Annotated in this window: 7 protein-coding genes; all 7 read right to left on the bottom strand. The window is 56.1% G+C overall.

The window, feature by feature from the left end; genetic code table 11:
• Positions 1 to 5: 5 nt before the first annotated feature.
• Genes NST07_RS17605 through NST07_RS17575 form a run of 7 tightly spaced genes read right to left on the bottom strand, consistent with a single transcriptional unit; the run spans position 6 to position 13082 of the window.
• A complete protein-coding gene (locus NST07_RS17605) occupies positions 6 to 3341 on the bottom strand; it encodes an amino acid adenylation domain-containing protein (RefSeq protein ID WP_342479866.1) in 3336 nt (1111 codons plus the stop codon).
• Positions 3342 to 3357: 16 nt separating this feature from the next.
• The gene (locus tag NST07_RS17600; RefSeq protein WP_341378725.1) at positions 3358 to 4989 is read right to left on the bottom strand and encodes an amino acid adenylation domain-containing protein; all 1632 of its coding nucleotides are present in this window, start codon (positions 4987 to 4989) and stop codon (positions 3358 to 3360) included.
• Positions 4986 to 6308 (bottom strand): ACP S-malonyltransferase, encoded by a 1323-nt coding sequence (locus NST07_RS17595; RefSeq protein WP_341378724.1) that lies wholly within the window; start codon positions 6306 to 6308, stop codon positions 4986 to 4988. The genes NST07_RS17600 and NST07_RS17595 overlap by 4 nt, the downstream gene beginning before the upstream one ends.
• Before the next feature lie 37 nt (positions 6309 to 6345).
• Positions 6346 to 7473 (bottom strand): acyl-CoA dehydrogenase family protein, encoded by a 1128-nt coding sequence (locus NST07_RS17590; protein WP_342479865.1) that lies wholly within the window; start codon positions 7471 to 7473, stop codon positions 6346 to 6348.
• Positions 7473 to 7730 carry an acyl carrier protein gene (locus NST07_RS17585; protein WP_341093377.1) on the bottom strand — a complete coding sequence of 86 codons (258 nt, stop codon included), beginning with the start codon at positions 7728 to 7730 and terminating at the stop codon, positions 7473 to 7475. The genes NST07_RS17590 and NST07_RS17585 overlap by 1 nt, the downstream gene beginning before the upstream one ends.
• Before the next feature lie 19 nt (positions 7731 to 7749).
• Positions 7750 to 8601, bottom strand: coding sequence for a 3-hydroxyacyl-CoA dehydrogenase family protein (locus NST07_RS17580; RefSeq protein ID WP_341093376.1), 852 nt, complete (start codon positions 8599 to 8601; stop codon positions 7750 to 7752).
• 26 nt (positions 8602 to 8627) lie between these two features.
• Complete coding sequence (locus NST07_RS17575; protein ID WP_342479864.1) at positions 8628 to 13082, bottom strand: beta-ketoacyl synthase N-terminal-like domain-containing protein; 4455 nt, start codon at positions 13080 to 13082, stop codon at positions 8628 to 8630.
• Positions 13083 to 13086: the final 4 nt, after the last annotated feature.

The following is a 13086-nucleotide window of genomic DNA, read 5'->3' as shown; positions in this document are numbered from 1 at the left end:
AGCATCTATTCCTCCTTCTCTATGGTGCTGCGAACCGCTACGGAAGAAGCTGTTTTCCGGTAACGGAGAAATGCGTTTTTTTGCTTCGCGGCCGTCTCGTAAATGTCAGTCCCCAGAGCATCGCGCGAGCCTTCGCTGAGATATCCGGCGAGTGAACGGACCGTCGGGTATTTGAACAAATCCACCAGCGTCAGCGGAACGGGGAATTCCCGGCTGAGCCGGTCATGCACTTTGGCGAGCAGCAGCGAATGTCCGCCCAGATCAAAAAAGTTGTCTTCCACGCCAAAGTGCCGGAGCTGTAGAATCTCCTCCCAGACCTTTGCAATGCTTTTCTCAGTGGCGGTCTGGGGCTGTTCATAGGCGGCCCCGCTACGGGCAAGGCTCTCGCCAGGGTGTGGAAGGGCAGAAACTTCCAGCTTGCCATTGGCATTGTAGGGAATACGCTCCAGTTGAATATAAGCAGCTGGCTTCATATATGAAGGAATCCGCGACTCCAGCCAATGCGCCAATTGCTGGCCGATAATGCTCGCTTGGCTGCGGACCGTATAGTATGCGATCAGCCGCAGGTTGCCTTCAAAATCGGGCTGAGGATGCACGGCCGCCTCCTCGACTTCCGGGAACGTGCACAAATGCCGCTCTACTTCACTTAGCTCAATCCGGTACCCGCGGATTTGGACCTGCCGGTCGCTGCGGCCGATAAAGGCAAGCTCGCCGCCGGGAAGCCAATATCCGGTATCTCCGGTCAGAAGCAGCCGCTCGCCTTGACGGAACGGATGGGGAACAAATGCCGCTTCGGTCAAGTCACGACGATTCAAATATCCGCGGGCCAAGCCATGTCCAGAGATGCAGATTTGTCCCTTGACCCCAATCGGAACCGGCCGTAAATGAGAGTCCAGCACGTAGACTTGCTGATTGGCTACCGGTCTGCCCAGTGAGGCGGAAACGGCTTGCTCCCCATCCTGGCCGGGCTTCAGTAACTTATACGTACTGCACACGCCGGATTCTGATAGTCCATACCCGTTGGCAATATCCATTCCGCTTAGCCTATCCACATGGCTGGACTGCAAAGTCTCTCCACCACTCAGAATGAGGCGAAGCAGGGAAGAGGTTCCGCCGTCGCTATTCAAACGCCTAACCATAGAGGGTACGGTGCTGAGGATCGTAATGTGATGCCGCTCCATGTAGGCCCGCAGCTTGCCCGGGTGCAGCATTGTTTCGGTATCCGGCAAGACGAGTGTCCCTCCGGCAGCCAGAATCGGCAGCGACTCTCCGATGAAACTGGCTGAAGCAACCGATGTAATGGGCAGCAGACGATCCAAGTCCGTCGCCTGGTACGATGAAAGAAAGGAGTGGACCAGATTGTCGATGCTGCGCCGCTCCAGAAGGACTCCTTTAGGAACCCCTGTCGAACCGGAAGTAAAGATGATAAAAGCGAGCGTCTGCGGCGATAATCCATTGTCTGGTCCCCGCTCGTCCTGCTCACCGAACACTGGGATCTGTTCCTCCAGCAAGATCACTCGTTCTGGCGGGAGCGGCAGCAACTCGGAATGGACGGAATCACTAAGTGCATACACGTCGCCAAGCTCCTCCACCATCTGCCGGATACGCTCCCGGGGCATCGCAGGATCAACGGGCACCACTGCTCCTCCTGTTTTGGATACGGCAAGTGCAGCTGCCACAAAACGTCCCGAGGAGGGAAGGCAGACGATTACCGGCGTCTCCGCGTGCAGGCTCTTGTCTAAAAGCTGTGCCGCAAGACGGTTCGCCCACTGATTCAAGTCGCGGTAACTAAGTACATGTTCTCCCTCAAGCACCGCGCATTTCTCTGGAGTTTGGACAGCTCTGTGCTCGATCCAACTTACAAATCCATGTTCCGGTACTGGCTGCTCTGTTTCGTTCCATGTCTGTAAAATCATCTTCTCTTCTGAAGCCTCCAGCAGGTTGATCCGTCCAAGCGTCTCCTGCGGATCTTCCAGAGCTGCCACCGCCAGCCGGATAAAATGCCCGATCATTCGTCTCATCGTTGCTCTTGTGAACAGATCGGAGCTGAATTCAAAAGTCCCCCTCAGTCCTCCGTCCTCCTCCCAGCAGGATACGGACAGATCAGTCTGGGCAATTCCGATGTCCAGCGGGACGGCTGACAAGCGGAGACCTTGCGCTTCCATAACAGGCATCTCCAGATTATCGAGCTGGAACATGGTCTGGAAGACAGGCTGTACGCTTCGCTCGCGGTCCGGGTTCAGTCTCTCGACAAGCAGATCGAACGGCAGGTCCTGATGGTCAAAAGCCAGCAAAGCCTCTTCCTGAACGCTCCTTGCATAGTCTATAAAAGACAGGTCGTCCCGCGGCTGCGTACGGACTACCACAGTATTCACGAACATCCCTATCAGCGGCTCCAGCTCGGTTCTTGTCCGTCCGGCTACCGGTGTTCCGACGAGTAAATCTTCTTCTGCACAGTACCGGAAGAGCAGCGTCTTGAAGACGGTCAGCAGGAAATGAAACACCGATAAGCGTTCCTTCCGGCAAAAGCTGCCAATGCGCTCATACACGTCAGGCTCTATCCGAAACGACTCCATCCCTCCCAAGCCCGACATAGAGCTTGGCCGTTTAAAATCGGCGGGTATGTCCAGCATAGGAGGCGCACCTTCCAGCTTATCCAGCCAGAATGCCAGGTCCCGTGCATACGCCGTATCTTCACTCCGGCTCTCAAGCCACCGTACATAGTCCCGGTACTGGATCGTAAGCGGCTGCAAGTCTGGTGCTGTCCGGTCCAACTCTGCTCCATACAGACGTGTGAAGTCACGAAGGAGAATCCCCTTCGACCAGCCGTCCGCTACAATATGGTGCATGCGGATGATCCAGATATGCTCCTGCTCACCCACCTGCAGCAGTGTAAAAGAAATTAGCGGATCATGCTCCAGGTCTATCGGACTGCCTGCAATGCGTGTGATTTCGGCATGCAGCCATTCGGAAGAAGTGGCTTTGCCGCCGCCCTCCGCTCCCAATATTTCAAAAGCTAAGTCTCCTGCGTGAGGGCAGGCGCACGGTTCGCCCTGGTGCAGTCTGTAATTCACGTTCAGCAGTTCGTGGCGCTCCAGCAGGGAGTGCAGTGCTGCCCGCATGCAGTCTGTGTCGAGGTTCCCTTCGATCTTCAGTACTGCGCTGTTATTGAAGGCGGCGCTGCCCGGATGCAGCTGCTGGAGGAACCAGATCCCGCGCTGCGCGGGGGACAAACCGAAGGAACCAGACTCTCCTGTACGGGGAATTGCGGTGTGCTTGTTCCCCGGAACTGAAATGCCTTTGTTGCGCAATAATCTGTCATACAGCTCGTTGTTTATCATCTTCCATTCCGCCCCCTTAGCTTTGTGCGGCCTTACCCCCGTGGATGGCAAGCAGGAGGCTCCGGTCTGCCTTGCCGTTTGGTTTCAGTGGAATTTCATCCATCCAGATGATCTCTGACGGAATCGCATACGCAGGCAAATACAAAGCAAGCTCGGCGCGCAGCGCCCGCAGCTTGTCCTGTTCCGGAATGGGCTCCGCGCCCGCAGCCGCAACCACAAAGGCGGTTAGGAATTGTTCCCCGGCATCACCTATGCGCACCCCGGCAACGGCGGTTTTTACATGGGCTGCACGGAGCAAACAGCTCTCCACTTCACCCAGCTCAATGCGGAGTCCCCGCAGTTTGATCTGATCGTCCTCCCGTCCGGCGTACATGACCTCCCCATCCATAGTCCATGAGGCGAGATCGCCTGTACGGTACATGCGCTGTCCGGGTTCATAGGGATTGGGCACGAATCTCTCCAGCGTTAGCTGTGGCTGGTTCAGATATCCGCGTGCCAGCCCCACTCCTGAGATATACAGTTGTCCTGTCTCTCCAATAGATGCAAGCGTCAAATCATCCCTCAGAATATACAAGCGGATGTTGTCAATGGGGCGTCCGATGGGAACTGGCTTGTCCAGAGCATTCCGCTCGCAGACATGATAGGTTACATCAATCGCTGCTTCCGTAGGACCATAGAGATTGATCAACTTCAATCCTTGTCCGGGCGGGAAGGTATGATAGAACTGACTAACCAGCGGGACGGTCAACGCTTCTCCGCTGCAAAAGACATACCGCAGGCTGCGCAAGCGTTCCAGTGCAAAATCGCTGCCGATATATTCAAGGAACAAACGCAATACGGAGGGAACAAAATGAATGACAGTGATCCCTGTTTTCTCGATCAGTCTCACGAACATGCGCGGATCATTTTCCTTGCGCGGCTGCAGAAGACAGACCGCAGCGCCTGCGGTTGACCACCAGACCAGTTCCCAGACCGAGACATCAAAGGTATATACTGTTTTTTGGAACAGGATATCTTTGCGGGTAATGGGGAAGGTTTTTTGCATCCATTCGATCCGGTTGGTCAAGGCATCATGTTCCACAAGCACACCCTTGGGGTTGCCGGTGGAACCGGAAGTATAGATTACATAAGCCAAGTCACCTGGCTCTGGTCCGTCCGGCAGATTCGTCTCGGGCAGTTCACGGTCTGCCAGACTATCCAGCGGGACCCATTCTGCTGTTGCAGGCAGCACAGACGGACGGGAAACGCCACCCTCCGTAATGACCCAGCCCGGGGCGCTGTCAGACAGCATGGTCTGCAGCCTCATAGACGGACTCTCCAGATCCAGCGGCAAATATGCAGCTCCGGCTTTGAGTACACCGTATATGGCAACCAGCATGTCAAAAGAACGCTCAAGCATTAAGGCGACAATCGACCCGTTTCCGGCACCGCTGGACCGCAGCGCATGAGCCAGCCGGTTCGCCGCACGGTTCAATTCCCCGTAAGTGTAGATGGCCTCCTTCACGTATACAGCCGGTGCGAGCGGCTGCTCCGCCACGCGTGCTTCAAACTGCTGGACAATGGTGGTGTCCTGTGAATAAGGCGCAGCGGTATCATTGAAGCCGCGCAGTGTATGCAGCAATTCGTTTTCTACAGTAGGCAGACTCATTCCGGTCCCCTCCTTGCAATGGGAGTAATCTCTGCTTGCCGCTCCACACCGGTCTTTTCCTTGATCTGCAGCCATCGAAGCTCCCGTTCACTGTCCGGGGTACGCTTATCTTCAAACACAGCCTGCAGCATGGATATTGCCAGGGCAACATGCTCTTCTCCAAGTGCTATTTCCCCTTGATCAAGCTCATGCTTCATCTGTTTGACTTCCGTATACAGCTCCAAGGACGGCATAACCGGAACATCAGCCTGGTTGTTATTGCGGGTGGTCATGGCATGGGTGAGACACATGCTTATTGCTTTAAGCCGCAAATCTGCGGCTGGTGGACTTGTCTCAGCCTTGTGCCTGGGCACAGGAATGGCTGAAGACGCAGCTATGTGATCTCTAATGGTCATCCGGTCCACCTTTTCATCATGGGCATATACACGGGTCTGCCCAGAAATTTCGGGCATCAGTGTTTTGAGGATGTTTTGCGGACCCATTTCAATGAATGTCTGAACACCGTTCTCCAGCAGATACATGATGGAGTTCTGCCACAGCACCGGTTTGTATAGCTGCTGCGCCAGCAGCCCCTGCATTTCCTGGATAGATGTATAAGGCCGTCCGGTTACATTGGACAGAAGCTGACATGCCGGAAGGCTCCAGTTATACTTGAGCAGTTCCTCCGTCATTTCAGCGGCTCTCGGCTGCATTAGAGCACAATGATAAGGGGCGCTTCCAATCAAGTGGCTGATCTGTGCATAATCTGACGCTTCTGTTACCCGCTGCTCCAGCTCGACCAGTGCAGCGTCTTGACCGGAAACCGCGATTTGGCTGCGGGAGTTCTGACAGGCAATGCTGACCTCCCGCCCTTCAGCTTGCAGTTTCAGGCATAGCAATGCGACTTGTGCAGGATCAACCGATTTCATAATACTCATGGCGCCGTCCGTGGCTTCCATAACCGCTTCCGCCAGTCGGGCACGGAAGCGGACCAGCATCAGCCCGTCCCTGAAGGACAAGGCACCGCTGCAGATTAGTGCAGAATATTCGCCCAGACTGTGTCCCGCCATGTAGGCTGGAAGCGGTCCGCCTTGCTCCCGGTATAGGCGGTAATGGGCAACACTCGCCGCACAGATGGCCGGCAGCATATGCCCGATCCGGTTCAGCTTGACCGTGCTGCCCTCCATCATCAGCCGGGATAATTCAAAACCGAGAATTTCATCTGCCTCATGCAAGGTGTCCTGCACCCTGCTTGAGGATTCATAGAGGCTCCGCATCATTCCTTTATATTGGGACCCTGATCCAGGGAATAATAAAGCCAGGTCTGCTTGATGGTTCATCCGATCCTCACCCTTCTGCCAAAGATGCGGCATTGTGTCACAAACGGAAGGTGCGTGCTATTTGCAGCTCATGCATCTGTGAAGTCCCCTCAATAATCTCCATAATCTTCGCATCCCGGTAGAACCGTTCTACCGGATTGCCGCTCATACAGCCTGAAGCGCCGTGTATTTGCAGGGCATGATCTGCTGCATGGACAGCCGTTTTGGAAGCATGGTATTTGGCGACCAAGGTCTCTGTGATAGCCGCCGGATCACCTTGCTCCCGCAGTCTCCCGGCGGCGGCACAGAGCTCGCGGGCGGCTTTGGACTCCGTAATCATTTCGCTGAGCATCTTCTGCACAAGCTGATGCTTGCGCAGGGGTTCACCGAACTGGAACCGCTCACCGGCATACTGGATGCTTTGCTCCAGACAGGCCTGTGCCAACCCGACGCTGCCGCAGGCGGTGGTGTAACGGCCTTCATCCAGCGCATAGTTCGCCACATGGGTGAAGCCGAAGCCGATTTTGCCAACCAAATTTTCCACAGGCACACAGCAATGCTCGAAGGTCAGCTCGGCAACCATATTGGCCCTCAGCCCCATCAGCCCCCGCATTGGATCAATCTGCAAACCGGGAGTTCCCCGTTCCACCAGTACAGCGACCCCGCGCCCGTTCAAGCGGGCGAACACCAGGAACAAATCGGCGATTTGCCCGAGCGTGATGTACTTTTTGCGGCCATTCAGGATGATTTGTCCATCTTCCTGCACCGCTTCCGTCTCCAGCTTGGCAATATCGCTGCCCACCATCGGTTCGGTGATTGCAATCGCCGGAATTACCTCGCCAGCCGCGATGGCGGGCAGCCATTTTTGCTTCTGGGCTTCCGACCCAAACCGCGCCAGCGGTTTGCAGACCATGCCGAACACAGTACAGGCATTCTGCACCGAGGCATACCCGCGGCCCAATTCCTCATGAATGGCTCCAAGTGTGGCGTAGTTGACGGCAGTTCCCTCATATTTTTCTGGAATCGCAAGGCCTGTAAGTCCTTCGGCTGCCATCTCAGTGAACAATACGCGCGGAATCTCCTGCTCCTGATCCATCTGGGCGGCCTGCGGCAGGATGTGCGTGTCAACAAACTGGCGGACGGTAAGGGCGGTAGGGACGGAGGTCGATTTTAGCGGCGTAGTCATTAGATTTCAGCTCCCGTAGGTTGATGGCGTTCAATCAGAACTACCAGATCGCGGACGGTCTTGATATTTTCCATGTCCAAATCCTCTTCTTCCAGCTCCAGATGAAAGGTCTTCTCGATGAACATAATCAACTGGATCATGAACAGGGAATGCACAAGGCCCAGCTCCAGGATGTTATCGTCCTCCTTAAGTTCCTTGGTACGCAGTGAGCGGGTAAGAAATGTAGTCACCTGTGCTTTGATTTCCTCATGATTCATAGGGATCAGCCTCCTGTAATCAATTGTAAGAATAAAAACCCTGACCGGATTTCATACCGTGAAGCCCGGCATCGACCATTTTTTTGAGCAAGGGACAAGGGCGGTATTTACTGTCGTTATACCCTTCGTACAGCACATCAAGTGACTTGAGAATGGTATCCAGACCAATGAGGTCGGCTGTCTGTAAAGGGCCCATCTTGTGCCCGAAACACTGCTTGAACAAAATATCAATATCCTCCGGAGAAGCCACCTGCTCCTGCACCATGAAGATGGCCTCATTGACAAAAATCATCATCGCCCGGTTCGTCACAAACCCGACCGAGTCGTCAACAATTACACTTTGCTTGCCGAGGGTTCCCAGCATTTCCTGCGTCATCTGCAGCGTCTCCGGGGTGGTATGGTATCCTTTGATGACCTCAACCATAGGTTTGAGCGGCACCGGATTCATGAAATGAATCCCGACAACCCGTTCGGGGTGTTCCACCAATGCAGCAACTCGGGTGATTGAAATCGCCGACGTGTTGACCCCCAGAATACAATCCTTCGCGCAGACCTTGTTAAGCTGTTCGTATACCCTCTGCTTGATTTCCCAGCTCTCGGTCACATTCTCCACCACGAACGAACACGCAGTGAGGTCTTCGATCTCTTGGGTGAAGCGGATGCGGTCCAGCACCACCTCGGCACGTTCCCGCGGGGCCACACCCGTCATCATTTTCTGAAAACGAAGGCTCTCCCGGATCTTCTCCCGGGTTCGGCGCATCTGCGCTTCTGATACATCTACAACTACCGTGTCGTACCCTCCTTGAGCGAAGACCTGGGCTACGCCGCTTCCCATCACACCTGAGCCTACAACGCCAATCCTCTGTTCCATCGTTCTTCCTCCGTCCTAAATTCTGCTCACTGTACACCTTCATAGGTCAGCCGTTGATATTCCCGGTAGGCATCTGCAATGTCCGCTACGGTTCCGGCATCTCCCCACTCGCTCACCAAGCTGTGGATCATCCCTTCCACTGTTGGATTCTCCATCACGGTACGAAGCGGCAGTTCGGTGCGAAACACATCCTTAATTCGTGACAGGAGTCGTGTCAGCAGCAGCGAATGTCCACCCAAATCGTAAAAATGGTCGTCCACTCCCACCGGATGTACTCCAAGCAGTTCGGCTATAATCTCACAGATGATAGCCTCCTGTTCCGTCACTGGAGGTTTGTATGCCCCCAGATAAGCCGGGCGCTCACGACTGCCCGCAGCATCGTAAGGATGGGCAGAGGGATGGGCTTCCACCGGAAGTGGCTGTCCCTCTGAGGCTTTTTTCAACCGGAATATTGGAGGCTGGGCAGAAATGATAGCCCGGCTGATCTGTCCCCGGATCGGCCACAGTTGCTCATATAAGACATACTCCTGTTCCCGGGTAATGCCCGGACCCGGTGCTGCCGTGCTGCGGATGAAATCCCGGCTCAGCGACAGCCAGGGGATATTCCCGCTGCCCGCATCTTCCGCAGCGGCATCAAGCACGCCTGCCGCCGCTGCCAGTTCGGTGAGGCCCAGTCCGCCAACTACGGAAGATAAGGAGGATAATAGCCAGCCAAAACCGATCTCAGCACCGCAGCTCTGCAGCAGCTTGTTCAGTTCCTGGAAGGTGCGGGGCGCTGGAACCTTGGGGTTCACCGCCGTAGACAACACCGCAAGTGTCCGCCATTCCAAGGCTTGCAGCTCCGGTTCGTATACCACCCCGTCAATCCGGCCGCAGATTCCAGCCGCTGCGGCAATGGCCTGGCGAAGCTGATCTGTTCCGAGACCTTCGGATGCTATGACCTCCACACCAGGCCGGGCTGCAAAAAAGCTGCGGATCAACTCCGCGCCACCAGCGGGAGAGACGACCAGATAAACCTCCCCGGGTGTTGCTGCCGCTGTTTCGGAGGAGATAGCTGGCTCGCCCAATTGAATTGGAGCTGTAAATGGTTCAAAAGCTTGAACCAGCCGCGTCCCGCCCCGGTAAGCGGCTACTATCGAAGTACCGGGGGGCGGCGATATCAGCTCCAGCCAAAGCTTGTCTGTCAGACGTCTTTCGGGCTCCTCAGGCTGGAAGTCAACCAGCCGGCCCTGCCAGCCGGGCTGCTCCTGGCCCAAGGTCAGGAGCGGCCCAAGGATGGCCCGTCGTTCCGCCTCACCTCCTCCTGCTCCGAAGATTGTAAAGATCCGGCTGGCCGCCACTGTTAGCTGGACTTGCGCTCCGCAGAGATCCTTATCCAGGGCGGGGACTAAATGAATGAGCGACAGGTATCCGCGCTCGGCTGCTGCTGCTCCCGTCATCTCTGCAGCGGACGGAATTCCGGGCTGCGGCTGCTCTTCCAGCATCAAGGTATGGAGAATGCGGTCGATGACAATGCCGTCCCTTCGCAGGTCATCGGCAAGCCGCTGGTAATCCCCGGCATGGACCGGATTCAGCTCGATCAGATCCGGTGCTAGCCGTCGATACTGCGCGGCAGCCAGCACCTCGATACAGCGGTCTCCCTGTTCAACAAGCTGTTCTTTACATCGCTTGACTGCCCGGCCTTCTCCCCGCAGAATGAGCCAGGTTCGAGGATGCGAACGGGTATTATTTGGTGCGTCCGGGAGCGGTTCCTGCTTCCATGCAGGCAGATAGAGCAAGGAAATGTCCTGCTCCGCCGTTGCCGCCGGGAGCGGCCCTGGAAGCGTTGGCCGAGGCAGATAGGTCTGCCGGTCAAAGCTGTACATAGGCAGGGGCAGCCGCCGGCGGGACTGCGGCGGATAGAGCTGCTCCCACTGGACGGGTACCCCGGCCAGCCATAGCTGGGACAAGGTCTGCACGAAAACGACTGCTTCACTTGTTGCTGCCGTGGCCCCCAGGCTGGACAGCACCAGCCGGTCACTTCCGCTCTGAGCTTTCGCTAGACGGCATAATGTCTGGCCTGGGCCTACTTCAAGGAAGACATTGTCCTCATTGGCTAGACAGCCGCTGATCATCGCCGAGAAGTTCACCGTCCCGCGAAGCTGCGCGGTCCAATACTCGGGATTCACTGCCATCTCGCTAGTGACAGGTTCTCCGGTCAGACAGGAATAGAACGGCAGCTCGGGGGTATTCAGGTGTTTGGAGCGGAGCACTTCGCCGAACGGCTCCAGAATGGCATCCATCCGTGCAGAGTGGAACGCATGAGAGGTGTTCAGCCTTGCTGTGAATATCCCCGCTTGGCTCCACTCCTCCTGCCGCAGCCGCAGCTCTTCTTCGTCGCCTGAGAATACGCATAACCCCGGCTGGTTAATAGCTGCGAGCGATACGTCTGCACTGACATAACGGCGAGCTTCAGATGCAGGGATAGCTGCGGCTAACATCATTCCACCTGGGGCGGACTGCATCAGTCGTCCGCGAGCCACAACAATATCGAGAGCATCCTCAAGGGTGAAAACCCCGGCGAGTGTTGCCGCAACATATTCCCCGATGCTGTGTCCCACCATGTGGGAAGGGCGGACGCCCAGCTTCATCCAGGCACGGGCAAGCGCATATTCCAAAACGAACAATGCGGGCTGAGCGAGCCAGGTCTGGTCTAGCTCCGAATCGGAGGAAGTGCCAGCAAGAGTCAGAGCTTTGGCCTCCGCCACGCCGATATAGCGGCGGATATCTAGGTCAAGCTTCGGCCGCAGCAGCTCCGACAGCCGGTCCACTTCCTGGCGATAGGACGGATGGCGCTGGTACAGCTCTGCGCCCATCCCCATGACTTGCGAGCCTTGGCCTGTGAACATGAACACCACCGGACGGTTGATATGCTCCTGAGAAGATCGAATCATTCCAACACCTTCAGAACCTCTTAGAAGGCGGACAGCCTCTTCCGTCTGCGCTGCAGCACAGGCTAGCCGGTATTTGAATTGCCCCCGTCCCATTTGCAGCGTGAACGCAACATCAGCCAGCGGTACGCTGCTTGAGATGTTCTCCAAATGATCTGCCAGTTCGCCTTGCATCCGCTCCAGGGCAGCAGGGCTTTTGGCTGAGAGAAGCAGAACCGCCGGAAGCTCCGCCGGCTCACTGAGTGCCCGGATAGGCGGCTCCTCGAGAACTAGATGGACATTGGTGCCGCCAACGCCAAACGAACTGATGCCTGCGCGGCGCGGCAGCTTCCCTCTAGGCCACGCCACAGGTTCCCGGCTGAGGTAAAAGGACGACTTCTCCATCTCCAGCAGCGGATTGGGTTCAGCATAATTGGCTGTCGGCGGAATCAACTCCCGTTCCAGAGACAAAGCAGTCTTGATCAAGCCGGCAATCCCGGCAGCGGCATGAAGATGTCCGATGTTGCCCTTGACCGAGCCGATGGGCCGGTGCTGGCTCTCCTGCCCGAACACTTGCTGTAAGGCGGTAAATTCAATCGGGTCACCGACTTTGGTGCCGGTACCGTGGGTTTCGATGTAACCGATGGTATCCGGTTCAATATCGGCGAGGTTCCAGGCCGAGCGGATGACCTCCTTCTGGCCCTCCAGGCTGGGGGCAGCAAAGCCTACTTTTCGACGCCCGTCATTGTTGCTCGACGAGCCTTTAATCACGGCATAGATATGGTCGCCGTCCTCTATAGCTTCCGAGAGGCGCTTAAGCACCACCGCGCCTGCGCCTTCTCCGAAGATGGTGCCATCGGCCCGGCTGTCGAAAGGGCGGCAAACGCCACTTTTAGAATAAATAGTGCCCTCCTGGTAGAGATAACCCGACTTGCCCGGCTGCTCCAGTGTCACCCCCCCGGCAACGGCCAGATTGCAGTCTCCAAGCAGGAGACCCTGGCAAGCCAGATGGACTGCTGCGAGTGAGGTTGAACAGGCGGTGTACAGGGTGTAGCTGGGTCCCGTCAGATTGAGCTTGTAGGAAATCAGTTGGCTTAAGAAATCCTTGCTTGACACGATGCCCGACTCCAGCACATCTTCTCCGTCTCCGTGACGGGACAAATGATCACTTGTCCATTTCAGGTCGAGCGGGGCCCCGGCATACATGCCTATTTGGCCGTCATAGCGGTCGGGGTGATAGCCCGAATTCTCTAGCGCATGATAGACAATTTCGTGGAACAGACGGATCTGGGGGTCCATGTTCTCGGCTTCCCAGGGGGCATATCCGAATAAAGAAGCATCAAAATCGTATACGTTGCCCAGGTAAGGCTTCGCTTTGACGTAATCGGGATGGTTCAAACGTTCTGGAGAAATCCCTTGTTCCCGAAGCTCTTCGAAGCTGAATTGGGTTACCGAGGATGTGCCTTGTATCAGCAGATTCCAATACTCCTCGATATTATCCGCGCCCGGAAATTTACCGCTCATGCCAATGATAGCAATCTCTAGTCCGGTTTCTGCGGTCTCTTCACTCATCACG

The organism is Paenibacillus sp. FSL L8-0340, assembly GCF_038593145.1.
Classification (GTDB): domain Bacteria; phylum Bacillota; class Bacilli; order Paenibacillales; family Paenibacillaceae; genus Paenibacillus_AQ.
The sequence above is the reverse complement of the archived record's forward strand: the minus strand, read 5'-3'. Positions and strand labels throughout refer to the sequence as shown.

What these genes read in the sequence shown, in the direction of transcription:
- NST07_RS17580 (WP_341093376.1), bottom strand. Translation starts at nt 8,601, where the DNA reads ATGGAACAGAGGATTGGCGTTGTAGGCTCAGGTGTGATGGGAAGCGGC.
- NST07_RS17605 (WP_342479866.1), bottom strand. Translation starts at nt 3,341, where the DNA reads ATGATAAACAACGAGCTGTATGACAGATTATTGCGCAACAAAGGCATT.
- NST07_RS17600 (WP_341378725.1), bottom strand. Translation starts at nt 4,989, where the DNA reads ATGAGTCTGCCTACTGTAGAAAACGAATTGCTGCATACACTGCGCGGC.
- NST07_RS17590 (WP_342479865.1), bottom strand. Translation starts at nt 7,473, where the DNA reads ATGACTACGCCGCTAAAATCGACCTCCGTCCCTACCGCCCTTACCGTC.
- NST07_RS17595 (WP_341378724.1), bottom strand. Translation starts at nt 6,308, where the DNA reads ATGAACCATCAAGCAGACCTGGCTTTATTATTCCCTGGATCAGGGTCC.
- NST07_RS17585 (WP_341093377.1), bottom strand. Translation starts at nt 7,730, where the DNA reads ATGAATCATGAGGAAATCAAAGCACAGGTGACTACATTTCTTACCCGC.
- NST07_RS17575 (WP_342479864.1), bottom strand. Translation starts at nt 13,082, where the DNA reads ATGAGTGAAGAGACCGCAGAAACCGGACTAGAGATTGCTATCATTGGC.